This window comes from Mycobacterium sp. (assembly GCF_965229265.1).
Lineage (GTDB): Bacteria > Actinomycetota > Actinomycetes > Mycobacteriales > Mycobacteriaceae > Mycobacterium.
In genome coordinates, this window is sequence record NZ_CBDDIY010000013.1 from 781,956 (window position 1) to 805,479 (window position 23,524).

A 23,524-nucleotide genomic window follows, 5' to 3' on the forward strand; every position below is an offset into this window, starting at 1 on the left:
CACAGAGAGCCGATGACGGGAATCGAACCCGCGTATTCAGCTTGGGAAGCTGATGTTCTGCCATTGAACTACATCGGCGGTGGTGCTGAAGAAGGATAGCAACCCGTCCGGGCAGGGGCACATACTCCCGCTGATCAGCCGATGGACTCGTTAACGAAGGTGCACTGGTCCTCGAGGGTGTCGAGCGTCTTTGGGATCGACACGTTGAGCCGACGCAACGCCCGATAGGTCAGGTTCTGCGTCGACCTACTCCCGAAGCCATTGGTGAAACCGGAGTCTCGATAGTCGCCCAGCTCGTCGTCGAGATCGCCGAACTGCGAGCAGTCGAAGCCCTTCCTGCCGGCCGCGTACTGCGTCACCAGCTCGTTGTAGGCGGCCACGAACTTCCTCAGGTCGGCGGCCATCTGCGTGCGGTCGAAGTTGTCGGGCTGGAGCACGGGCATCTCAATCCAGCGCCCCTCGGAGATCGAATACTGGCCGATGCCGGCCCGCGGCAGGTAGTTCTCGGTCCGCTCGGCGTGGAACGTCACCTCCACCGGGATGCCGCTGAACGTGATGTGTCCCTCCTGGCGCTGCTCGACGGCGGTATTGAGCAACGACAACAGCCCGTCGAGCTGCGCAGGCGGGAACGACGGGGAATGTGCGAACACGTGCATCCCGAAGTCCGAGCTGTCGTCGTACTCGTAGGAGGCGTTGCTGCCCAGCAGCTCTACCGCGTCCACCGCCAGCCCATCGATTCCGGAGGACCTCATCAGCCGGTCGACGATCGTCAGCGACATGTCCCGAACGTCCGGCTTCATCTGTGTCCCATCCCAGATCCGCGGGTCCAGGTCGGTGGGGAACCTCGTGATGGCATCGATCGCCGCGGAGACCGACCGCTCGGAGGTATCGGCCAGCGGCGTCGCGACGTCGGGCTGGGCCTGGGCCGTCGGGCACGCTGTGAGGACCAGCAGCACAGCCGAGATCCGCAGAAAGCCGAGTGCCACACCCATTGCTCCCCCTTAGCGGCTATACGCTCGTCGCGTGTTGCTCTCCGATCGTGACATCCGCACCGCAATCTCCGAGGGTCGGCTGGGTATCGACCCCTTCGACGACACCCTGGTGCAGCCGTCGAGCGTGGACGTCCGGCTGGACAACCTGTTCCGGGTTTTCAACAACACCCGATACACCCACATCGACCCGGCCAAGCAGCAGGACGAGCTGACCAGCCTGGTCCAACCCGGCGAGGGTGAACCCTTCGTGCTGCATCCCGGCGAATTCGTCCTTGGCTCGACGCTGGAGTGTTGCACCCTGCCCGACGATCTCGCCGGCCGGCTGGAAGGCAAGTCGTCGCTCGGTCGGCTGGGCTTGCTGACGCACTCGACCGCTGGGTTCATCGACCCCGGATTCTCCGGTCACATCACCCTGGAGCTGTCCAACGTCGCTAACCTGCCGATCACCCTTTGGCCGGGCATGAAGATCGGCCAGCTGTGCCTGCTGCGGCTCACCAGTCCGGCCGAACACCCCTACGGCAGTGCCAGCGTGGGCTCGAAATACCAAGGTCAGCGCGGGCCCACGCCGTCGCGTTCCTACCAGAACTTCATCCAGGCCAAGCCGGGCGGGTAGCCTCGGAACTCCAGGGTCAGTTGTGCCTCACCAGCTAATCCAATCGGCTGTAACAGCACCGCCCCCCGCGGCGATGAATTTGTAGTCGAGCGGCTCTTGCAGGGTGGAGCGCGGCAGCGGGTCGGGGTGATCCAGCAAACAACCTTGGAGGGTGAGTGAACATCGTTCTTGGTGTGTCGATGACACCCACGACGGTGCGCATGGTGCTGGTCGAAGGCGAGAAAGCCGACGGTGTGACCGTCGACCACGACACCTTCGACATCACGACCGGCGACGGTTCGGCAACTGCCGCCGAACAGGTGATCGCGGCGATTCTTGGCACCAGGGAAAGCGCCACCGAAGGCGGACACCGCCTGATCGCGACCGGCGTCGCCTGGACCGACTACGGCGCTGCGGCGCAACTGCGCGACGCTCTGGCGGCCCGAAAGATCGACGACGTCATGCTGGTCTCCGAACTGCACGCCGCGGGCGCCCTGGCCCAGGCGGTCGGGCAAGCCGTCGGCTATGAGCGCACCGCCCTGCTGTTCCTCGAGCGTGACACCGCGACCCTGTCGGTGGTGGAAACCGCCAGCGGGGCCATCGTCAAGGTCCAGACCCAGAGCCTGCACGCCCAGGACGCCGTGGCCGAACTACACAGCCTGGTCGCCGGGTTGGAGTCACTCGACCAGCCCCCGCAGGGCGTGTTCGTGCTGGGCTCCGGCGTCGACGTCGCAGCGGTCAAGTCGCAGCTGGCGCTGGGCACCGCGCTGCCGGTGCACGCCCCCGAGGAAGCCGAGCTGGCGTTGGCCCGCGGGGCGGCACTGGCCTCGGCTACCGCTCCGCGCTACGAAGCCTCGACCGTCGGGCTTGCCCACACCCAGGATCCCGACGGCACCACCGCCGGCGCGGTCTATCCGGCCGGCGCGGACACCCAGATGTCGGACGCCGGCACCCAGATGGCCGCCGCGGGCTACATGGCCCCGCTGGGCTACAGCGAAGTGCCCGACGATCCCGTCGATGACCTCAGCTACGAGGCCCTGCCCGAAGAACTCGACATCGCCCCCGACGAGTCCGGCCGCAAGCCGTTCCTGCTGGTGGGAAGCGCGCTGACATCCGTCTTCGTGGTGGGCGTGGTGGCGTTGGTGATCTCCCTGGCGGTCAGCATCCGCCCGACCGTGGACCAGCGGCCCAGCCCCGGCGAGAGCGTCATCGTGCCGAGCAGCCAGGCGCCCGCGCCCGCAACCCCCGAGGCGGCCCAGCAGCCGCCGCCCGCACCGTCGGCCGCGGAGACCATTCAGGAACCCATGCCCGTCGTGCAGCAGGCACCGCGCACGGTCTACGTGACTCCGGCACCCCAGGCCCCCGCGCCCGCGGCGCCCGCGCCGGCCCCGGAGGCGCCCGCACCCGCACCCGCTCCTGAGGCACCCGCGCCCGCGCCGGCGCCGGTCATCGCTCCGGTGATCCCGGCTCCGATCCTGCCGCCGCCGATCATCGTGCTGCCCAGGCCCATCCTGCCGCCGTTCCTGCGCCCGCCGCAGGCGCCGCAGGAGCCGTCGTATCCGACCTCGCCGTCGACACCGTCGTATCCGACTTCGCCCTCGACGCCGTCGTACCCGACTTCGCCCTCGACGCCGTCGTACCCAAGCTCACCGTCGTATCCGACTTCGCCGTCGACGCCGTCGTATCCGACCTCGCCGCCGACAACCGAGGCGCCGAGTTACCCGAGCCCAGCCGCGGGCTCCGGAAGCTCCAGCTCCGGTGACTACGGATCGGGTGGCGGCGGTGGCTACGGATCTGGCGGCTCCGGCTCGGGTGGTAGCAGCTCGGGTGGTAGCAGCGGCTCCCGCGGATCCGGTGGCGGCGGCTCGCAGAGCCCGCTGTGGCCGTGGCCGAGCTTCGGCCACTGACGCCGGAGTTCACCGGGCGTTAGCCTCACGCTCAGGGCAGTTGGCCCACGTCAGGGCAGTGAGGCTGCCTATAGTGACTGCATGAGATGCACCGTCTTCGGTACCGGCTATCTCGGCGCGACTCACGCTGCCGGGATGGCCGAGTTGGGTCACGACGTCGTCGGGGTCGACGTCGATCCCGCCAAGATCGCCAAGCTCACCGACGGTGACACCCCGTTCTACGAGCCCGGGCTGACAAAGATGTTGCAGGACAACATCTCTGCCGGGCGGTTGCGGTTCACCACCGACTACGACGTCGCCGCCGACTTTGCCGACGTGCACTTCCTTGCCGTCGGGACTCCGCAGAAAAAAGGTGAATACGCCGCGGATCTGCGCCACGTCTACGCGGTCATCGACGAACTGGTGCCGCGACTGACCCGGCCCGGGGTGATCGTCGGCAAGTCAACGGTCCCGGTGGGCACCGCGGCCGAGCTGGCCCGCCGAGCCCGCTCGCTGGTCCGCGACGGTGTCGACGTCGAGATTGCCTGGAACCCGGAGTTCCTGCGGGAGGGCTTTGCCGTCCAGGACACCCTGCACCCGGACCGGATCGTCGTTGGCGTGCAAGAGGATTCATCACGAACCGAGACGGTGTTGCGCGAACTCTACGCCCCGCTCCTTGCAGAGGGCGTGCCGTTCCTGCTGACCGACCTGCAGACCGCCGAGCTGGTCAAGGTGTCTGCGAACGCCTTTCTGGCCACCAAGATCTCGTTCATCAACGCCATTTCCGAGGTGTGCGAGGCCGCCGGCGCCGACGTCCGGGTGTTGGCCGACGCATTGGGATACGACCCGCGCATCGGACGGCGATTCCTCAACGCAGGACTCGGTTTCGGCGGTGGCTGCCTGCCCAAGGACATCCGTGCGTTCATGGCCCGCGCCGGTGAACTCGGTGCCAACCACGCGCTGACCTTCCTGCGCGAGGTGGACAGCATCAACATGCGCCGACGCACCCGGATGGTCGAACTGACCACCACCGCCTGCGGCGGATCGCTGCTCGGCGCGAACATCGCCGTACTGGGCGCGGCCTTCAAACCCGAGTCCGACGACGTGCGGGACTCCCCGGCTCTCAACGTCGCCGGCATGCTGCAGCTCAACGGTGCCACCGTCAACGTCTACGACCCCAAAGCGATGGAGAACTCGCAGCGGCTCTTCCCGACGCTGAACTACTCGACCTCGGCGCTCGAGGCCTGCGACCGGGCCGACGCCGTGCTGGTGCTCACCGAATGGCAGGAGTTCGTCGACCTCGACCCGGATCAGCTGGCCCAGACCGTTCGGGCCAGAGTTGTTGTCGACGGGCGTAATTGCCTCGACGTCCAGCGGTGGACCGATGCGGGCTGGAAGGTTTACGCGTTGGGTCGCCCGCTGGTGACGTAGGTTCGGTGCGTGGACAACACAACGGCACTGGTCGCCGAGAACGCGGCCTTCGGTGAACTTCTCCGCCACGCCGATCTGTCGACTCCGGTGCCGACCTGCCCGGGGTGGACGCTCGAGCAACTGATGCGCCACGTCGGGCGCGGTGACCGGTGGTGCGCCCAGATCGTCGCCCAACAATCGATGGACGCCATCGACCCGCGCACGGTCGCCGGCGGCAAGCCACCGGCCGGCCGCGACGAGCAGATCGCCTGGCTGCACGACGGCCCGCAGCAACTCCTCGACGCCGTCGGCCATACCGGCGCCGACACCCCGGTATGGACCTTCCTGGGACCCCGACCCGCCTCCTGGTGGATCCGTCGGCGGCTGCACGAAGTGGTGGTGCACCGAGCCGACGCCGCCCTGGCGCTGGGTATCGATTTCGACGTCGAGCCGGCGGTGGCGGCCGACGCGATCACCGAGTGGCTCGAGCGGGTCGTGGTGCAGGCCGACGAGGAGGGCCCGGCCGGCGGGGACCGGCCGGTAGGCGACGGCCTGTCGTTGCATCTGCACGCCACCGACCCCGGTCTGGGCGAGGCGGGGGAGTGGACCATCCTCGGCCGCCTCGACGGCATCGCGCTGGATCATGAGCATGGAAAATCGACGGCGGCCCTGCGCGGCCCGGCCCGCAGCCTGCTGCTGGCCGTTGTGCGCCGCCGCACCGCCGCTCAGGAAGGCCTCGAGATCTTCGGCGACCCGGACGTCTGGGACACCTGGCTGGCACGCACGCCGTTCTAGACCGGTACGTTTGGGCAGGCAGCGTCAGCAATCAACAAGGAGCGCGACCATGAGTACCTCGGAGATCGCCACCGTTCTGGCCTGGCATGACGCGCTGAGCAGCGGCGACCTCGACACGCTGGTCTCGCTGTCCAGCGACGACATCGAGCTGGGCGACTCCGACGGCGCCGCCCAGGGCCACGCCGCATTGCGGGAATGGGCACAGCGAGCGGCGTTTACCCTCGAAGTGGGCCAGATCTACTACCACGACGGTGTCGTCGTCGTCGAAGAGACGTTGACCTCCAAGACCGGCCCCGCCGAGACCCGCACGACGGCGTCGGCGTTCCGCGTGGTGCACGACCACGTCACCTCGGTATTCCGCCATGACGACCTGGCCGCGGCCCTGGCGGCCACCGAGATGTCGGACGAAGACCTGCAGGTCTGATCGGTATGCGGGGGATCATCCTCGCCGGGGGTGTCGGGACGCGGCTGCACCCGATCACCAAGGGCGTCAGCAAGCAACTGCTGCCCGTCTACGACAAGCCGATGATCTACTACCCGCTGTCCACGCTGTTGATGGCCGGTATCCGCGACATCCTGGTCGTCACCACCGGGCACGACGCCCCCGCGTTTCACCGGCTGCTCGGTGACGGCTCACAGCTCGGGGTCGCCATCAACTATGCGGTGCAGGACCGCCCCGAGGGACTGGCGCAGGCGTTTCTGATCGGGGCCGGCCACATCGGTAGCGGGCCGGTCGCATTGATCCTGGGTGACAACATTTTCTACGGTCCCGGCGTGGGTACCAGCCTGAGCCGCTTCCGAAATGTCCAGGGCGCAGCCATCTTCGCGTACTGGGTGGCCAATCCGACGGCCTACGGTGTGGTGCAGTTCTCCGCCGACGGCACCGCCCTGTCGCTGGAGGAGAAGCCGGTGGCGCCTGCGTCGAACTACGCCGTACCGGGACTGTATTTCTACGACAACGACGTCGTCGAGATCGCCCGCGGGCTGCGCCCCTCGGCGCGCGGCGAACTGGAGATCACCGAGATCAACCGGACCTACCTGGACCAGGGTCGGCTCGCGGTCGAGGTCCTGCCGCGCGGTACCGCCTGGTTGGATACCGGGACGTTCGATTCACTCTTGGACGCAAGCGATTTCGTGCGGACCATCCAGACCCGCCAGGGGTTGAAGGTGTCCTGCCCCGAGGAGGTGGCCTGGCGGATGGGCTTCATCGACGACGAGCAGCTGGCGCGGCAGGCCAGGGAGTCGCTCAAGTCAGGCTATGGCGGTTACCTGCTGGAGCTGCTGGATCGCCCCCACTAGCGGGGGTGGCCAGTACCGCGGCGATCGCGGTGGTCAACGGCACCGACAGGGCGAGCGCGATACCACCCACCGCGGAACGCGCGATCTCGATCGCCACGCTCTCACTGGTCAGCACATCGCCCAGCGAGCGGTTGGCCACACTGAACAGCAGCAGCAGCGGCAGCGAGCTACCGGCATAGGCCAGGACCAAGGTGTAGACCGTGCTGGCGATGTGATCACTGCCGATCCGCATGGCGCGCAGGAAGATTTGTCGCCGTGTTCGGAGGGCAGGAGCGGAGCGACCCGGGAATTCACCGGAGTGTCCGACATGGGCCAGCTCGAACACCGCCGACGCCTGGGTGATGGTGACGTCGTTGAGCACACCCAGCGAGCCGATGATGAAACCGGCCAGCAGCAGGCCCTTGATGGAGACGTGGCCGAGGTAGGCCGCAACCTCGTTGTTCTGGTCCTCCGACAGGCCGGTGATATGCGCGAGTTCGATTGCCCCCCAGGATAAGAAGGCGGCCAGCAGCATCGCCGTCAGGGTGCCGAGCAGGGCTGCGGCAGTCCGGAGGCTCACACCGTGCGCCAGGAAGATCACCGCGTAGAGGATCGCCGCCGAGGCGACCAGCGCGACCGGCACGGCCGGTGCGCCGTCCCGCAACGCGGGAAGCAGGAAGGCGACCAAGACCCCGAACGCGACGACGATGCCGATCAGTGCTCGCAACCCCCGCCAGCGGGCCACCGCCACGATGACTACCGCGAACACCGCCGCCAGGGCGATCAGCGGCCAGGTTCGCTCGTAGTCGTAGAACGCGTAGCTGGTGGCGCCCTGTTGGTCAACCTGCCTGGAGATGCGAATACTGTCACCTGCCAACAGGTTTGGCTGCCCCGGGCCCGGAGTGAATTCGAGCATGGTGGTCGCGTTGCGGTTGGGGCCGCTGTCGATGGCCACGACTGTCTGCACACACTGGCCGCTGCCCGGGATGCCGGGCGCGGGGGCGGTGGTGAGAACCTGACCGGCCGACGGGCTGCTGCAGTCAGCCAGGGTGGTGGACAGCACGTGGCCGCCTTCGGTGGTGACCGCCCCACCCGCACTGTTCTGGAAGGGCAACGGGATGTCGACCTTGGAACCGGTGGGCCACAGCAGCACACCACCGACGATCACCGCCAGGGCGATCACGGCCAGCGCCACCACCACGATGCGGGCGGCCAGCGGGCTCAGCGGTGCCGGGTCGGTATGCGAGTGCGAGTGCGCCACCCGGACAGGGTAGGTCGCCGGGCCTGCGTGCTTACTGTCGGTAGCTGGCCAGGAAGTTGCCCAGCCGTTCGATCGCCCTGGTCAGGTCGCGTGCCCAGGGCAGCGTCACGATCCGCAGGTGGTCCGGTGCGGGCCAGTTGAACCCGGTGCCCTGGGTGACCAGGATCTTCTCCTGCAACAGCAGATCCAGCACCAGCTGCTCGTCGTCGTGGATGTCGTGCACCTCCGGGTCCAGCCGCGGGAAGGCGTACAGCGCACCGGAGGGTTTCACGCAGGACACCCCGGGGATCTCGTTGAGCTTGTTCCAGGCGGCGTCGCGCTGCTCGAGCAGCCGCCCGCCCGGCAGTACCAGATCGTCGATGCTCTGATGGCCGCCCAACGCAACCTGAATCGCGTGCTGCGCAGGCACATTCGGGCACAGCCGCATGTTCGCCAGCAAGCTGATGCCCTCGATGAAGCTGCTCGCATGCTCCTTGGGGCCGGTGATGACCAGCCAGCCGGACCGGTAACCGGCCACCCGATAGGCCTTGGACAATCCGTTGAACGTCAGCGTCAGCAGGTCCGGCGCCAGCGAGGCCAGGCTGATGTGCTTGGCCTCGTCATAGAGGATCTTGTCGTAGATCTCGTCGGCCAGCAGCAGCAGCTGATGCTTGCGGGCCACCTCGACCATCTGCTGCAGGATCTCGCGGCTGTACACCGCGCCGGTGGGGTTATTCGGGTTGATCACCACCAGCGCCTTGGTCCGGTCGGTGATCTTGGACTCCAGGTCGGCGATGTCGGGCATCCAGCCCTGCGTCTCGTCGCACAGGTAGTGCACCGGGGTACCGCCGGCCAGCGCGGTCGACGCGGTCCACAGCGGGTAGTCCGGCGCGGGGATCAGCACCTGATCCCCATTGTCGAGCAGCGCCTGCAGCGTCATCGTGATCAGCTCGGAGACCCCGTTGCCGAGGTATACGTCGTCGATGTCGAACCGGGGGAATCCCTCCACCAGCTCGTAGCGGGTGAAGACCGCCCGCCGCGCGCTGACGATGCCCTTGGAGTCGGAGTAGCCCTGCGCGTGGGGCAGCGAAGCGATCATGTCGCGCATGATGACGTCGGGCGCCTCGAAGCCGAATGGCGCGGGGTTGCCGATGTTGAGCTTGAGGATGCGGTGACCCTCGTTCTCCAGCCGGGTCGCGTGCTCGTGGATCGGGCCCCGGATCTCGTAGAGAACATCTTGCAGCTTGGTCGACTGCGTGAACGTACGTTGCCGAGGGTGCTGGCTCGTGCCGTGCCACGGCAACTGATGAGTGCTCACGGGACTGATTCTCCCACCCTGGCGCAAATCCATTTCCCGTTCTAACTACTGACACGATCGACGGTTGAGCTGCAGCCTCCCGAGTTCCTGTGACAAACGCTGTTAATTTGCTGCAAAGACTCGGAAGGGCGCACGAATGAAGCGAACGATCACCAGCACACTGACCGCGGTGAGTGTGGCGGCGGGTACGGCTGTGGTGGTGCTGGGCTGCCCGGCCCTGGCCAATGCCGATGCGGCACCAATCCAGGGCACATACGCCGTCAGCGGCGGAGACGGCGGGGCGGTGGTGACTGCGACGTCGACGTGCCCGGTGCTTGCCAATGGATGCACAGCCAACCTCGTCAGCACGGTGGGTTGGACCAGTGTTGCCACCTACACCGATGGCCGCTGGACCTTCACCGTGACCAAACCGGACGGGGTGGTGTGCGACGACGGTAGCTATGCGCCCGTGCGGATCGCCTACTCCATCAATGCCGCCACCCTGGCTGGAACGCTGACCGCCGACTCCAATGGTGACTGCCCCGGCGGCCAGATCACCCAGGCGCCGTTCCAGCTGACAAAGGTCAGCTGACCCCTTCCTGGCCGCGGCGTCGCCTACGAATTCTTGTCGTAGGGCCGGCGTAATGTTTCGCACATGCGTTCGATCGACGCGGTGTTGGAGCAGCTCGACGAGGCTGTCGAGGCGCTGAGCGCGGTCGATCTCGACGTCTTGTCACCGCCGGATCGGTTCGCGGTGCTCGATCGGCTGGAGACCGCCCGCCGCCGCCAGGTCGCGGTGTCCTGCGCGGTGGTGGCCCGCCTGGAACGGTTTGAAGGCTGCCCCCCACTTCCGATCACCCTGGCCGACGTGCTGCGGGTCAGCAAGCGTGAGGCCAACCGCCGCCTACGCCAGGCCGCACAGCTGACCCCGCGCACCACCCTGACCGGCCAACCCCTACCACCACTACTCCCCGAAACCGCCAAGGCCTGGCACGCCGGCTTACTCGATGGCGAGCACTTGACGGTCATTGCGAAGTTCTTCCGCGATCTACCCGGGCATGTGCCGGCCGCCGAGGTCGAGAAGGCCGAGAACTCGCTGGCCGGGCACGCGGTGAACTTGCGCCCCGACCAGCTGGACAAAGTCGCCGCCCAACTGTCGCTGCTGCTCAACCCCGACGGGACGTTCTCCGACGCCGACCGCGCCCGCAAGCGGGGATTCCTGTGGTGCGGCGGGCAGGGTGTCGATGGCATGAGTGTCGGGAAGCTGGTCGCCGATCCGGAGTTGCGGGCGGCCGTGGATGCCTGGATGGCCAAATACGCCGCACCGGGTATGTGTAATCCCGCCGACGAGTCACCCACCGTGCTAGGCGAGCCCACCGACGAGGTCATGGGCGGGGACCAGCGCAGCTACGGCCAGCGTCAGCACGACGCGCTGAAAGCGCTACTACGCGGTGCGCTGGGGGATCCGAAGTTCGGTCAGCATCACGGGCTCCCGGTCACCGTGATCGTCTCGGCGACTCTGCAAGACTTGCAGAACCAGACCGGCCACGCCGTCACCGGCGCCGGGACCTTCATTGCGATCCCGGAGCTGATCCGGTTGTCGGCGCACGCATATCACTATCTAGCGCTGTTTGACGGGGTGAACGGCCGGGCGTTGTGGCTGGGCCGCACCAAACGCATCGCATCGGCCGATCAGCGCATCATCCTGCACAGCAAGGATCGGGGCTGCACCCGACCTGGCTGCGATGCCCCCGGCTATCACAGTGAGGTCCACCACGCCGCCCGCGACTGGAAACACGGCGGCACCACCGATATCGACGACCTCACCCTCGCCTGCGGACCCGACAACCAACTCATCGAAACCAGCGGCTGGACCACCCGCAAACGACCCGACGGCACAACCGAGTGGATCCCGCCGCCGGGTCTTCCTATGCTTCGGGGCGGTACCAACGACTTTCACCATCCCGAACGACTACTCGGCGGCGCTTCCCCGCCCGACGACGGCGGCGGCGAAGCGGCCTGAGGTGCGCGACGGTGGATGGGTCAGCGCTTGCCCGGCGGGCGGGCGCCCCGGGCAATTCCGAGACCCTTCACCGGTGGAGCCTCGACCTTGGGGGCTTCGGCTTTCGGTTCGGCGGGCTCGGCTGCGGGTGAATCCGCCTGAGGCGCGGCAGTTTCCGCTTCGGGTGCGGCTTCGGGTTTCGGTGCGGGTGCTGCTGCCGGGGCCTTCTTGGCGCCGGGCCGCTTGGCACCCGCCGCGATGCCGAGGCCCTTGACCGGGGGCTGCTGCACCGGCTCGACCGTCTCGGCCTTATCCGGATCAACATTGGCCGGTTGGCTCACGGTGGCCGCCTCGGCCTTCGGCGTCTCTGCCGGTGCCGCTGCTGCCTTCTTGGCGCCGGGCCGCTTGGCGCCGGCAGCGATGCCGAGACCCTTGACCGGTGCGGCGGCTGCGGATGCCTCGGTTGCCTGAGCTTCCGCTGCAGGTGCCGCAGGTGCTGCCGCCTTCTTGGCGCCGGGGCGTTTGGCTCCACCGGCGATGCCGAGGCCCTTGACGGGTGCGGCTTCCTTCGCAGGGGCTTCGGCGGCGGGCGCCTCGGCCGCGGGTGCACCGGCGGCCGGTGCAGCGGTCTTCTTGGCGCCGGGGCGTTTGGCTCCACCGGCGATGCCGAGGCCCTTGACGGGTGCGGCTTCCTTGGCCGGCGCGGCGGGTGCCGCCGCCGCGGGCTCGGCGGCGGGGGCTGGTTCGGGCTTCGGCGCCGGTGGTGCCTCGACCGGGGCTGCCGCGGCCGCGGCCTTGGCCGCCGCACCCTTCTCGGGAAGCGTGACCGTGCTGAGGTCCAGCGATCCCAACAGCAGCTGGGCGACGTCGAGAACCTCGACCTCATCGGCCTTCTCGCGGTCGCCGACACCGTCGGTGATCATCACCCGGCAGAACGGGCAGCCGGTGGCGATCTTGGCCGGGTCCAGCGCCAGCGCCTCGTCGACGCGTTCGTGGTTCACCCGCTTGCCGATGTGCTCTTCCATCCACATCCGGGCACCACCCGCGCCGCAGCACAGACCGCGGTCGGCATGCCGCGGCATCTCGGTCAGCGTCACACCAGAGGCGCCGATCAGCTCACGCGGAGCGTCGTAGACCTTGTTGTGCCGACCCAGGTAGCACGGGTCGTGGTAGGTGATGTTCGCGCCACCGTCGACTGCCTTGACCGGAACCAGCTTCTTGTCGCGAACCAGCCGGTTCAGCAGCTGGGTGTGGTGCACGACGGTGTAGGTTCCGCCGACCTGCGGGTACTCGCGGCCCAGCGTGTTGAAGCAGTGCGGGCACGTCACGACGATCTTGCGGTCGACGCGTTCGACACCCTCGAACAGGTCGTTGAGGGTTTCGACGTTCTGCGCAGCCAGCTGCTGGAACAGGAACTCATTGCCGGAACGGCGCGCCGAGTCGCCGTTGCACGTCTCGCCGTCGCCGAGGACCAGGAACTTGACCCCGGCCGCGGCCAGCAGTTCGGCGACCGCCTTGGTGGTCTTCTTGGCCCGGTCTTCGTAGGCGCCGGCGCAGCCGACCCAGAACAGGTACTCGAAGCCGGCGAACGAGTCGACATCCTTGCCGTAGACCGGGATGTCGAACTCGACCTCGTCGATCCAGGTGAGGCGCTCCTTGGCGTTCTGCCCCCACGGGTTGCCCTTGGATTCCAGGTTCTTGTAGAGCACACCCAGCTCGCTGGGGAACTCCGATTCCATCATCACCTGGTAGCGGCGCATGTCGACGATGTGGTCGATGTGCTCGATGTCGACCGGGCACTGCTCCACGCAGGCGCCGCAGGTGGTGCAGGACCACAGCACATCGGGGTCGATGACGCCGAGCTGCTCGGCAGTGCCGACCAGCGGGCGGGTGGCCTGCGCCGGGCCGGAGCCCAGCACCCGTTCGAAACCGGACTCGGGGACGTGGTCATGGGCATCGTGCTTGGTCTCCACGAAGCCGCCCTCGGCGGAGGCGAACTGTTCGGCTTCGTTCTCCCCGTTGGGGATTGGCTTGCCGCCGATGATGTAGGGCGCCTTGGCGAACAGATGGTCGCGCAGGTTCATGATCACGAGCTTGGGGGACAACGGCTTTCCGGTATTCCACGCGGGGCACTGTGATTGGCAACGGCCGCACTCGGTGCAGGTGGTGAAGTCCAGGTAGCCCTTCCAGGTGAAGTCCTCGATCTTGCCGCGCCCGAGCACGGCGTCCTCTGCAGGATCCTCGAAGTTGACCGGCTCGCCCTTGTACTCCACGGGCAGCAGCGGGCCCAGGGCGTTGGGTAGCCGCTTGAACGTGACGTTGATCGGTGCCAGGCCGATGTGCAGGTGCTTGGAGTGCAGCACGATCAGCAGGAACGCCAGCATGACGCCGATGTGGCCCATCAGCGCGATGGTTTCGATCCACACGTTGGCGGTGTGGCCCAGCGGTGCCAGCAGCGCGGCCATCCCGTGTGAGAAGAAGGCGCCCCAGCCGTAGGGGAAGTCCTCACCGAGGGCGTTCACCGAGGCGCCGCGGAAGAACGCATAGGTGAAGATGACCAGGAAGATCATCAGCAGGATCAGCCAGGCGCCACCGGTGTGGGAACCGTAGAAGCGCGACGAGCGGCCGTATTCCTTGGGCTCGGAGCGCAACCGAATGATCGAGAACACGATGATGCCGAGCAGGACGGCCACGGCGAAGAAGTCCTGGAGGAAGCCCAGGGCGTTCCACCGGCCGACCAACGGAATGTGGAATTCGGGATTGAACAGGACGCCGTAGGCCTCGAGGTACACCGTGGCCAGGATGAAGAAGCCCCACATGGTGAAGAAGTGGGCGATGCCGGGGATGGACCACTTCAGCAGCTTCTTCTGGCCGAAGACCTCGGTGAACTGCGCTTTGATCCGAGCGGGGATGTCATCTTTGCGGCCGGCCTCGTCACCGACGGGCTGGCCCGACCGGATGAGCTTGGTCAAGAACTGCACACGGCGGGCGGCAAACACCAACACCACGGCGGTGGCCAGCAGGCCAAGCACCAGCCTGCCCCAGTCGAGAGCGCTCACGGATTGCCTCCCTGTCGTAAGTTACCCATCGGTAACTTAGTTCAAGTTACCGACCAGTAACTTGACTCCAATCCAGCTCATAGTTGCATCCCGACCATTAGCAACGCTACAAAGGCTGTCCTAACTTAGTGCGGTGCTGGTGCTCGGGTTCGTTCCTCACCCGGATGGTCGGCGACCCGTCGCCAGCAGACGGCGGTGGGGCCCTATGTCTCCGGAGCCACGATCGCCCGCAGCATCGACAACATCTCCGACCGAGACTCGGCCCCCAGCCGGCGCCGGATGCGGGCGACATGATGCTCAACGGTCTTGGCGGAGATGAACAGTTGCGCGCCGATGTCTCGGTAGGGCATGCCCAGCAGAAGCAGCTCGGCCACCTCCCGCTCGCGGTCCGACAACGGCGAGCTCGCCCGCGCGCCAGCGAAGGCGGGACCGGACGGTTCGGCCGCCGAAACAGCTGAGTCGTCGGCTGTGCCGTCACCGGCGGACAGCTTCAGGTCACGGGCCACCTGCAGCATGAGGCCGGACACCTTCGGGTCCGACGCCTGCAGCGCGGCTTGACCGGCCAGCCGGGTGGCGTCCGCGGTCAGGCCGAACTGGGCCAGGCCCCGGGCGGCCGCGTTGACCTCCTCGGGGGAGACCTGCCCGGCGAGCACCCGCAGCCAGGTCCGTCCTGCCCCGGCCAGCGCTTTGGCGAACGGGCTGTGCGTTGCCGCGGCGGTCAGGGCCTGGCCGTGCGGGGCGACCGCAGCGGGATCGTTGGCCAGGATCCCCGCATGAACACCCGCCCAGCGCAGCGGAACCGACCAGGTCGGCGGGTTGTCCAGCGATTCGAGCACGGCGAACGCCTGCGCGAGCGCCGGCGCGAGGCGGTCCTGCTGGCCTAGCCGGGCCGAGGCCATCCACAACTCGCCCAGCGGCAGCAGCGAGAACAGATCGACCGAATACTCCGCCAGCACCTCCATCGCGGCATACCAATGCCGCTGCAGTGCCCCGGCGTCACCGCCGCGGCGGGCCAGTGCGGTCCGCAGTGCCGCCGCCCACAGCGCGTCCCGGCGCTGCAGGCCGGCGCCGGGACGGTCGGCGCCCTCGGGTGGGGGGGCATCGATTCCGGCGATGTCGGCGGCCGCGGCGGTGAACTGACCGTCCTGCATCCTGGCCCACGCCAGCAACAGGCGGTGCCGCTGCCCGTACAACGCGTCCTCAGCGTCCCGGTCGGCGCGCACGGCTCGGCCAATGACACTGCGGGCCCGCACCGGGTCGCCGCCGTGTAAGGCCGCCAGCGTCACCAGTGCCGCCGGGCTGTCCGGCAGCACCTGCGCGGCCGAGTACTCGGCGGCCATCGCCGTGCCGAGCTTGGTTGCCGCGACCGCATACGGCGCACCGACCGTCGCCAACAGGCCGTCGGCCAGGCTCCGTGCGGCGCGGGATGCCGCGGTCGGCGGCCCCGCGCTCTCAGCGGCCAATGCCCGCTCGGCCGCGGCGGCGTCGCCCGTCGCGGTCAACACGATCGCCCCGGCGGCGCTGACCGCCGCGTCGGGATAGGGCCCGAGCCAGTTGAACAGGTCGGCGGCCTGCGCGGCGTTGCCGTTGTGCATCGCCATGCTGGCCGCCACCCGGACCGCCGCGGCCCGCTCGGCGGGATCCCCCGAGCCGAGCAGGTCATCGGCCTCGGTCGCGGCGGCCGAGTACTCACCGGCAAGGGCGAGCGCGTCGGCCAGCTGCGCGCGCAGTTCCACCGCACCGGCGTCGACCGCGGCCCGATAGAGCTGGGCGGCCGCGGCCGGCTCGGCGCGGGCCGAGGAGGCCTGTCGCCGCAGCACGTCGGCCAGCTGCTGGTCGCGCACGCCGTGTTCGGCCAGCCGCAGCGCCAACTCGGGTGACAGCGTGGACATGGCGATCTGCGAGCGGAGCAGGGCGGTCTCGACGTCGTGGTGGCGCGCGGTGCCCAGGGTCTGCGCCACGGCGCGGTGCACCGACCGCAGGAAATGCGGGCTGTATGCGGGCTCGACCAGCCCGGTGGCGCGGGCGCGGTCGATCAGCACTCTGGCCCGATCGGCCGAAACATCAAGGGCCGCAGCAATATCGGCGGCGCCGAGGTGGCGGCTCAGCGAGGCGATCAACAGCGCGTCCAGCTCGGCCTCATCGAGCATGCGCAACCGCTCGATGAGCGCGAACGACGCGGCCTGGGCGAGTGAGGTCGCAGAGTGCGGCCGCGCCGAGGCCAGCGCGGCGGCGACGAGGAAGGGTATGCCCGAGGTGGCGACAAGCACGGTGGCGACCAACTCGGTGCGGGGCGGATGGCCGGACGGATCGGTGAGCAACCGGGCGATGTCACCGGATGTCAACGGCTCGAGGGCGATTCGCGGCCGGTCGCGTTCGATCGCCGCGATCAGGGCACGCAGGTCATCGTCGTTACCGCGCGGTTGGGCGGTCACGACCACCGTCGCGGCCGGCTCGCCGGCGATCTCGGTGAGCCGGCGCACTTCGGCGGGGTTCAGCAGGTGCACGTCGTCGACGACCACGGCCGCGGTTGCCGGATCCCCATCGGCCGGTGGTCGGGTGAGCACGGTGGCGCCGGCATCGCGCAGGGCATCGCGGACCGCCGCCAGCACGGTGCTCTTGCCCGAGCCGACGCCGCCGGTCACCGCGAGCTTGACCGGAGTCGTCCCCAGTGCGCCCAGCACGGCGTTGACCGTCTGCGGGAGGGCAGGCACCGGCGTCGAATCGGCCACCGGGAGGCTAACTTTCCGGTGCTGTCACGCCGGTCAGGATCTCCTGCGTGGTGGGCGGCGCGACCGTGGTGGTCGGCGGCGCGACGGTGGTGGTCGGCGGGGCCACCGTCGTGGTGGGTGGCGCGACGGTCGTCGTGGTGGTCGGCGGCGTGGTCGTCGTCGTACGCGTCGTTGTCGGTGGGGTGGTGGTCGTTGTCGTCGTGGTGGTCGTCGTGGTCGTGGTGGTTGTCGTCGTCGTGGGTGACGTCGTGGTGGTGGTGGTCGTGGTCGGCGCGGTGGTGGTGGTCGTAGCCGCGGTGGTGCTGGACGCCGGGATGGTCGACTGTGTCGGGCTGCCATCCGAGCCGGTGATCGTCACCGTCTGCGGCGGTGCGACATTGGTGCTCGGTGCGTCACTGGGTTGCTCGCCGGGCTTGGTGACGCGGGTGGTCGTGGTGGTCGGCGTGCTGTCGGAACTGGTCAGGGTGATCGCCAGCCCGCCGACGGCCACCGCGGCCAGGGCCGCCGCGATGCCGAACAGCAGCGGCGGGCGCCGGTACCACGGCACCGGCGCGTCGACCAGCGCGGGTTCGTCGTCGTTGGGTTCGAATTCGACCATGGGCCGAGCGCCGGTGGCGGCGGGCTGCTGGGCGTAGTCGAAGGTGTAGTCCTCGCCCGAATAGGGCACCGGCTCCTCGTTGGGGGCGTCGTCCTGCGACCAGGCCAGCGCGCGGAACGTCGCCGACGGTGAACCGTCGGTAGCCGACTCGGCCGCGGCCTGCCCCGCCGCCCCGGCCGCCCACGCCGCCGGAGCCAGGCCGGTCGGTGCGTCGGCGGCGGCGATCGCCATGCTCGTCGGCGCGTCCGGGGCGCTGCCACGCGCGGCGATCACCGCGGCGCCGATCGCGGCGTTGAGGCCGGGCTGTGCGGTGGTGATCACCGCAACCCGCAATTCCTCCGAAAGTCGTTGGGTCAGAATGGGTATCGCTGCACCACCGCCGACTGTCGCTACCGCTGCAAGGTTGATCGCCGGAATCCGGTTGCGTTCCAGCGCGTCTCCGAGCGCGTCGAGGAAACCCGCCAGCGGCGCCTCGATGAGGGCTTCCAGCTCGGGGCGGGTGACTCGGACGTCGGAACGTACCCCCGGCAGGTCGGCCGGCACCACGGCGGCCGTCTCCGCGGACAGCCGCTCCTTGGCCACCCGGCACTCGTCCCGCAGCCGGGTCAGGGCGCCCACCGCCGCCGTGCTGGCCGGGTCGGCGTTGGCGTCGCGCAGGCCGGCGAGCACGTGGGTCAGCAGGGCCTGGTCGATCAGCTCGCCGGAGAACTCGGCGAAGCGCACCGTCTCCCCGATCGGCTGCAGGTTCGCCCCGGCGTCGGCAAGGGTGATGTTGGTGCCGCTGCCGCCGAAGTCGCACAGGGCCACCACGCCCTTGCTGGGCAGCCCCGGGTCGGCCTGCAGGGCGGCCAGGGCGGTGGTGGCGTCGGCGATCAGCGTCGGTGGGACGCCGTTGGGGGACAGCGTGGGCTTGCTGCGCAGCGCACCGCGCAGGGCACCAACCGCCGCCGGACCCCAGTACGCCGGTACGGCGACGACCACGCTCGACGGTGGCTGGCCGTCGTCAAGAGTGCGGGCCATCGCCTCGAGCGCCTCGGCCACCAGCTCCTCGCCCCGATGCGGCGACCCGTCGGGGGCGACCAGCGGAACGGGGTCGCCCACCCGCTCGACGAAGCCGCGGAACACCTGGCCGGACGCAGCGAGGTTGGGGCTGGTCAGCTCGGGGTTCTGGGAGGGAACGCCGATGTCGGCGGGCCGGTCGCCCCACAACGTCAGCACCGAGCGGCGGGTCACCGGTTGGCGACCGGGGCGCGCTGCCACCAGGTTGGTCGCCCCGATCGACAACCCCAGCGATTCGCTCAATTCGCACATCCCTCCGCCGCCGCGACGACGGCCGTTTTCACCTTAATGGCTGCCCACTCCAAAACCGGGCAGCCATCCCCTAATGTCGGCAGAACCCCTAAGGCTCCACCCCCTAACGCTGCTGCGTATCGGGTGGCTTCGACACCGATCACGGGGACCGCACCGGCCGATAGCATTCTGGGCAGCAGCTGGGATTCCACTGTGACTATCGGCGGTAGGGGAGAAGGCGTGACATGGCAAACTCGTTGCTCGACTTCGTGATGTCGCTGGTGCGAGATCCCGACGCCGCCGCACGGTACGCCGCCGATCCGGCCGCGGCGATCGCCGACGCCCACCTCACCGGCGTGACCAGTGCCGATGTCAACAACCTGATCCCGATGGTGGCCGACTCACTGTCCGGCCCGCTATCCGGGGCAGCCCCGGGCTTCGGTGCGGCCACCGCTGACGCCAACGTGTGGGCAAGCGGTGCGGCAACCGCCGCCTTCGACGCTTTCGACGCCCACCTACCCGACGCCGTGCCCGGCGATGCCCATTCCGTGATCACCGACGCCGTCCAGCACGGGACCGCGGCCCTGATCACCGATCCCGGTGCCGAGGCGGCCGCGGCGGAGGTGTCGCTGCCGGATGCATCAGCACAGGTCATCGATGCCGGGCTCGATCACGACCCGTCGGTGGACCCGGCGCCGGAGTGGGCCGATCACGCCGCCTGGGATCACCCGCACGTCGACGACGCGCACGGTGCCGGCGACCACCAGGGCTTCGACCTCTTCTGACCTGTCCGGCACAACCCCCACGTCCCTGTGACGTGGGGGTTTGTCGTTTCAGCGGCTCCCCCTGGGGATCCCCCTAATCCCCTAATGAAATCCCCGATCGAGCCCCAGCCGGGTCGCGGCGACAAGGGGTTGCGACCCCGTTTCTGGGGCGGGTCACGGTCCATAACGTGGTGTCCAGATCGCCGGACGGACCGGCGAGCAGCACCTGAGAAAGGTCTCGACCATGCTCACTCTGATCGACTGGATCCTCGACCTGTTCCGCAACGAGGACGCCGCCCGCGCGTTCGTCTCGGCCCCCGAGCAGACCATGCGCGACGCCGGCCTGGCCGGTGTGTCGGCAGCCCAGGTGTCGGCCGTCGCGGCCACCGCGGTGCCGGGCCTCGTGCTCGGCGGCGGCGACCCGATCGTCGGCCTGCAGCGTGCAGTGTCCAACCAGTACGGGTTCGCACCGGCCTACCAGCCGTCGTTCGACCCGGTCTACGCCCCGTCGCCGACCTTCGCCCCGCAGACCGACCTGGCCAGCCACAACGACACCTCGCTGCTGAGCCCGGACCAGGCCGCCGGCGCCAACGCCCAGCAGGGTGCGTTCAACCTCGGCTTCGGTGACATCACGTTCGGCAACAAGACCACGAACACCGCCACCAACGGTGGCGTGGTGGTCGACGGCCCCAACAAGGGCGACATCGTCAGTGGCGACGGTGCGGTCCTGGGCAACAACAACGACGTCAACAACGGTGACGTGCTGGCCGGCGCCGGAGCCAATGTCGCGGTCGGACACGGCCACATCGACGACAACGGCACCACCGCCACCGGCGGCAGCACGGTGATCAAGGACAACGGCGGCCCCGTCTTCCACGACGTGGACGCCAGCGGCGGCAACGGTGGCGGCGCCAGCACCGGCGGCAGCCTCATCGGCCTGGGCGGCGGCCACAGCTCCGGCGGCAATGCCGGCGGCGGTGGCATCACCGTGATCGACGGCCACACCTCGACCAACAGCGGAAACTCGGTGACCACGCCGGTGGCCCACACCACGACCGACGCCCGCGAGACGATCACAGTGGCCGATAACTCCGACAGCTCGGTGCGCGACTCGTCGAGCCACTCGCTGTTCGACAGCAGCCACGACACCACGCTGGTGCACAGCCAGCTCGATGCCAGCCAGGACATGGCGCTGGCATCGGGTAACCACCTGCTCGGCTTCTAGCGCCCCGACGGCGGGGACCTCCCGGGATGTCCGGAGGTCCCCGCCGGTCGGCGTGCGCATACCGTGTTAGACGCGAGCACTGGGAGGACATGTGACGCAACCGCAGGACCCGCGCCGGGTCAACGTGATCGTGGAGCTGATCGGTCACACCAGCGCCATCGCCGACCTCAACGACCGCGCCGACCTCGCCGCACGGCTGGCCGTCGCCCGCGACCGCATCACCGACCCGCAGATCCGGGTGGTCATCGCCGGGCAACTCAAGCAGGGCAAGAGCCAGCTGCTCAACTCGCTGCTCAACCTGCCGGTGGCCCGGGTCGGTGATGACGAGACCACCGCACTGATCACGGTCGTCAGCTACGCCGACGAGCCGTCGGCACGCCTGATCGTCTCGGCCGGCGAGGGGATTCCGCCACAGGCCATCGACATCCCGATGGCCGACATCCGCCATGACCTGCGCCGTGCACCGCAGGCGCAGGGTCGGGAAGTGCTGCGGGTCGAGGTCTTTGCCCCCAGCCCGCTGCTCAAAGGCGGTCTGACGTTCATCGACACCCCCGGCGTCGGCGGGCACGGCCAGCCGCACCTGTCGGCCACCCTGGGGCTGCTACCCGACGCCGACGCGATGCTCATGGTCAGCGACACCAGCCAGGAGTTCACCGAACCGGAGATGCGGTTCATCCGCCAGGCCCATGAGATCTGCCCGGTCGGCGCGGTCGTGGCCACCAAAACCGACCTGTACCCGTACTGGCGGCAGATCGTCGACACCAACACCGCACACCTGCAGCGCGCCGGCGTGGATCTGCCCTTGATCCCCGCCTCGGCGCTGCTGCGCAGTCACGCCATCGAACTCAACGACAAAGACCTCAACGAGGAGTCGAACTTCCCGGCCATCGTGAAGTTCCTCTCCGAGAAGGTGCTCTCCCGGGAGAGTGACCGGGTTCGTGACCACGTATTGGCCGAAATCCGTTCGTCAGCAGAGCATTTGAACTTAGCGGTGAACTCCGAGCTGGCCGCGCTCAGCGACCCCGACGAGGCCCGCAGGCTCACCGAGGACCTCGAACGGCGCAAACAGGAGGCCCAGGACGCCCTGCAGCACACCGCGCTGTGGCAGCAGGTGCTCAACGACGGCATCGCCGACCTGACCGCCGACGTCGACCACGACCTGCGGGCCCGATTCCGCGCCATCACCCAGCACATCGAGGGGGTCATCGACGCCTGCGACCCCACCCAGCACTGGGCCGAGATCGGCGCCGAGGTGGAAGACGCCGTCGCCAACGCCGTCGGCGACAACTTCGTGTGGGCCTACCAGCGGGCCGAGATACTGGCCGCCGACGTCGCCCGCACCTTCGTCGAAGCCGGGCTGGACGCCATCAAGATGCCCGAGGTGAGCGCCGCCGAAATGGGTGCCGGTGTGGGCCGGCTCAAGTCACTGGCCCGGCTGGAAGCCAAGCCGATCGGCAAGGGCCACAAGGCGATCACCAGCATGCGGGGTTCCTACGGTGGCGTGCTGATGTTCGGCATGCTCACCTCGGTGGCCGGCCTGGGCATGTTCAACCCGCTGTCGCTGGGGGCGGGCCTGCTGCTGGGGCGCAAGGCCTACAAGGAGGACATGGAGAACCGGATGCTGCGGGTGCGGGGCGAAGCCAAGACCAACCTACGCCGCTTCGTCGACGACGTGCTGTTCGTCGTCGCCAAGGAATCCCGCGACCGGCTCAAGAACGTCCAGCGCCAGCTGCGCGACCACTACCGCGAGATCGCCAACCAGACCACCCGGTCGCTCAACGAGTCGCTGCAGTCCACCATCGCCGCCGCGCGGTTGGAGGAGACCGAGCGCAACACCCGCATCAGCGAACTGCAGCGCCAGCTCAACATCCTCACGCAGGTCATCGATAACGCCGAAAAGCTCTCGGCGCCAGCGCAACCGGCTATGGCGACGCCGTCCGTGTCTCGTTGAGCCGAGGGCCGGGCCTGGTGGTCCGCGCTCCCGGGGGGTTGGTGACCCGGGTCGGGAAGGTGCCGGGGAACGTCGGCGCGGTCCGTTCGGCCGGCGGGATGTCCGATGTGGACTCTGCGCTCGACGATGTCGTCCCGCTGGTCGTGCTCTCGCCGGGTAGTCCGATGTCGGTGGTGGACAACCGCACGCTCGGATACGAGGTGCTGGTGGAGGCCGACGTGGTCGCCGCGACGTGCGGCGGCTCGGGAAGGTGAGTGCCGGGCGGGAAGACGGTCTCGGTCTCCGGCGAGCTCCACTTGGCCGACATCTTCACCACCGTCATGACCAGAATCGCGATCAGTGCCAGCCCGAGCAGCCCCGCGGCGGAGGTGGCGGCCGCCGAGCGGTACCACGGCGTCTTCTCCGGGGCCATG

18 protein-coding genes and 1 tRNA gene are annotated in these 23,524 nt (G+C 68.7%); 11 read left to right on the plus strand and 8 right to left on the minus strand.

What is annotated here, in order from left to right; translation table 11 throughout:
* Window positions 1–7: 7 nt before the first annotated feature.
* A tRNA-Gly gene (locus ADBZ9K_RS25655) sits at window positions 8–78 on the minus strand.
* A gap of 56 nt (window positions 79–134) precedes the next feature.
* Window positions 135–992, minus strand: a complete 858-nt coding sequence (locus tag ADBZ9K_RS25660; RefSeq protein ID WP_526625051.1) for a hypothetical protein — start codon at window positions 990–992, stop codon at window positions 135–137.
* A gap of 31 nt (window positions 993–1,023) precedes the next feature.
* On the opposite strand from ADBZ9K_RS25660, the gene dcd reads away from it, so the two are divergent.
* The 6 genes from dcd to rfbA all read left to right on the plus strand — a co-directional run bounded on the left by dcd (window position 1,024) and on the right by rfbA (window position 6,974).
* The gene (dcd, locus tag ADBZ9K_RS25665; RefSeq protein WP_526625052.1) at window positions 1,024–1,605 is read left to right on the plus strand and encodes a dCTP deaminase; all 582 of its coding nucleotides are present in this window, start codon (window positions 1,024–1,026) and stop codon (window positions 1,603–1,605) included.
* A gap of 155 nt (window positions 1,606–1,760) precedes the next feature.
* On the plus strand, window positions 1,761–3,491 hold the full coding sequence (locus ADBZ9K_RS25670; RefSeq protein ID WP_526625053.1) for a DUF7159 family protein: 1,731 nt from the start codon (window positions 1,761–1,763) through the stop codon (window positions 3,489–3,491).
* An 81-nt stretch (window positions 3,492–3,572) separates the two neighbouring features.
* A complete protein-coding gene (locus tag ADBZ9K_RS25675; protein ID WP_526625054.1) occupies window positions 3,573–4,901 on the plus strand; it encodes a UDP-glucose dehydrogenase family protein in 1,329 nt (442 codons plus the stop codon).
* A gap of 9 nt (window positions 4,902–4,910) precedes the next feature.
* Window positions 4,911–5,675 carry a maleylpyruvate isomerase family mycothiol-dependent enzyme gene (locus tag ADBZ9K_RS25680; protein WP_526625055.1) on the plus strand — a complete coding sequence of 255 codons (765 nt, stop codon included), beginning with the start codon at window positions 4,911–4,913 and terminating at the stop codon, window positions 5,673–5,675.
* 49 nt (window positions 5,676–5,724) lie between these two features.
* A complete protein-coding gene (locus ADBZ9K_RS25685; RefSeq protein ID WP_526625056.1) occupies window positions 5,725–6,099 on the plus strand; it encodes a nuclear transport factor 2 family protein in 375 nt (124 codons plus the stop codon).
* A 5-nt stretch (window positions 6,100–6,104) separates the two neighbouring features.
* Window positions 6,105–6,974 (plus strand): glucose-1-phosphate thymidylyltransferase RfbA, encoded by an 870-nt coding sequence (gene rfbA, locus ADBZ9K_RS25690; RefSeq protein WP_526625057.1) that lies wholly within the window; start codon window positions 6,105–6,107, stop codon window positions 6,972–6,974.
* On the opposite strand, the gene ADBZ9K_RS25695 is transcribed toward rfbA, so the two are convergent.
* Together ADBZ9K_RS25695 and ADBZ9K_RS25700 are read right to left on the minus strand one after the other, a co-directional pair.
* The gene (locus ADBZ9K_RS25695) at window positions 6,922–8,214 is read right to left on the minus strand and encodes a YibE/F family protein (protein ID WP_526625058.1); all 1,293 of its coding nucleotides are present in this window, start codon (window positions 8,212–8,214) and stop codon (window positions 6,922–6,924) included. The genes rfbA and ADBZ9K_RS25695 overlap by 53 nt on opposite strands.
* 31 nt (window positions 8,215–8,245) lie before the next feature.
* Complete coding sequence (locus ADBZ9K_RS25700; RefSeq protein ID WP_526625059.1) at window positions 8,246–9,544, minus strand: pyridoxal phosphate-dependent aminotransferase; 1,299 nt, start codon at window positions 9,542–9,544, stop codon at window positions 8,246–8,248.
* A gap of 103 nt (window positions 9,545–9,647) precedes the next feature.
* Here ADBZ9K_RS25700 and ADBZ9K_RS25705 point away from each other — a divergent pair, with 103 nt between their 5' ends.
* Entirely contained in the window at window positions 9,648–10,082 is a 435-nt protein-coding gene (locus ADBZ9K_RS25705) for a hypothetical protein (protein WP_526625060.1), read from the plus strand.
* Between the two features lie 63 nt (window positions 10,083–10,145).
* Window positions 10,146–11,513, plus strand: coding sequence for an HNH endonuclease signature motif containing protein (locus tag ADBZ9K_RS25710; protein WP_526625061.1), 1,368 nt, complete (start codon window positions 10,146–10,148; stop codon window positions 11,511–11,513).
* 20 nt (window positions 11,514–11,533) lie between these two features.
* On the opposite strand, the gene ADBZ9K_RS25715 is transcribed toward ADBZ9K_RS25710, so the two are convergent.
* The 3 genes from ADBZ9K_RS25715 to ADBZ9K_RS25725 all read right to left on the minus strand — a co-directional run bounded on the left by ADBZ9K_RS25715 (window position 11,534) and on the right by ADBZ9K_RS25725 (window position 19,183).
* On the minus strand, window positions 11,534–14,551 hold the full coding sequence (locus tag ADBZ9K_RS25715; RefSeq protein ID WP_526625062.1) for a 4Fe-4S dicluster domain-containing protein: 3,018 nt from the start codon (window positions 14,549–14,551) through the stop codon (window positions 11,534–11,536).
* A 203-nt stretch (window positions 14,552–14,754) separates the two neighbouring features.
* Window positions 14,755–17,283: an isoniazid response ATPase/transcriptional regulator IniR gene (iniR, locus tag ADBZ9K_RS25720; RefSeq protein ID WP_526625063.1), complete on the minus strand. Its 2,529-nt coding sequence runs from the start codon at window positions 17,281–17,283 to the stop codon at window positions 14,755–14,757.
* A gap of 7 nt (window positions 17,284–17,290) precedes the next feature.
* Window positions 17,291–19,183, minus strand: a complete 1,893-nt coding sequence (locus ADBZ9K_RS25725; RefSeq protein ID WP_526625064.1) for an Hsp70 family protein — start codon at window positions 19,181–19,183, stop codon at window positions 17,291–17,293.
* A gap of 233 nt (window positions 19,184–19,416) precedes the next feature.
* On the opposite strand from ADBZ9K_RS25725, the gene ADBZ9K_RS25730 reads away from it, so the two are divergent.
* From ADBZ9K_RS25730 to ADBZ9K_RS25740, 3 genes are all read left to right on the plus strand, one after another.
* Window positions 19,417–19,956 (plus strand): Rv0340 family IniB-related protein, encoded by a 540-nt coding sequence (locus tag ADBZ9K_RS25730; protein WP_526625065.1) that lies wholly within the window; start codon window positions 19,417–19,419, stop codon window positions 19,954–19,956.
* 223 nt (window positions 19,957–20,179) lie between these two features.
* Window positions 20,180–21,160: an IniB N-terminal domain-containing protein gene (locus ADBZ9K_RS25735; protein WP_526625066.1), complete on the plus strand. Its 981-nt coding sequence runs from the start codon at window positions 20,180–20,182 to the stop codon at window positions 21,158–21,160.
* Between the two features lie 91 nt (window positions 21,161–21,251).
* A complete protein-coding gene (locus tag ADBZ9K_RS25740) occupies window positions 21,252–23,111 on the plus strand; it encodes a dynamin family protein (RefSeq protein ID WP_526625067.1) in 1,860 nt (619 codons plus the stop codon).
* On the opposite strand, the gene ADBZ9K_RS25745 is transcribed toward ADBZ9K_RS25740, so the two are convergent.
* The gene (locus tag ADBZ9K_RS25745; protein ID WP_526625068.1) at window positions 23,083–23,523 is read right to left on the minus strand and encodes a hypothetical protein; all 441 of its coding nucleotides are present in this window, start codon (window positions 23,521–23,523) and stop codon (window positions 23,083–23,085) included. The genes ADBZ9K_RS25740 and ADBZ9K_RS25745 overlap by 29 nt on opposite strands.
* Between the last annotated feature and the right edge of the window lies 1 nt (window position 23,524).

Bases quoted from the DNA above. Each gene is read 5' to 3' on its own strand.
- ADBZ9K_RS25660 (WP_526625051.1), bottom strand. From the start codon at position 992: ATGGGTGTGGCACTCGGCTTTCTGCGGATCTCGGCTGTGCTGCTGGTC.
- ADBZ9K_RS25675 (WP_526625054.1), top strand. From the start codon at position 3,573: ATGAGATGCACCGTCTTCGGTACCGGCTATCTCGGCGCGACTCACGCT.
- ADBZ9K_RS25685 (WP_526625056.1), top strand. From the start codon at position 5,725: ATGAGTACCTCGGAGATCGCCACCGTTCTGGCCTGGCATGACGCGCTG.
- rfbA (WP_526625057.1), top strand. From the start codon at position 6,105: ATGCGGGGGATCATCCTCGCCGGGGGTGTCGGGACGCGGCTGCACCCG.
- ADBZ9K_RS25700 (WP_526625059.1), bottom strand. From the start codon at position 9,544: ATGGATTTGCGCCAGGGTGGGAGAATCAGTCCCGTGAGCACTCATCAG.
- ADBZ9K_RS25705 (WP_526625060.1), top strand. From the start codon at position 9,648: ATGAAGCGAACGATCACCAGCACACTGACCGCGGTGAGTGTGGCGGCG.
- ADBZ9K_RS25710 (WP_526625061.1), top strand. From the start codon at position 10,146: ATGCGTTCGATCGACGCGGTGTTGGAGCAGCTCGACGAGGCTGTCGAG.
- ADBZ9K_RS25730 (WP_526625065.1), top strand. From the start codon at position 19,417: ATGGCAAACTCGTTGCTCGACTTCGTGATGTCGCTGGTGCGAGATCCC.
- ADBZ9K_RS25735 (WP_526625066.1), top strand. From the start codon at position 20,180: ATGCTCACTCTGATCGACTGGATCCTCGACCTGTTCCGCAACGAGGAC.
- ADBZ9K_RS25745 (WP_526625068.1), bottom strand. From the start codon at position 23,523: ATGGCCCCGGAGAAGACGCCGTGGTACCGCTCGGCGGCCGCCACCTCC.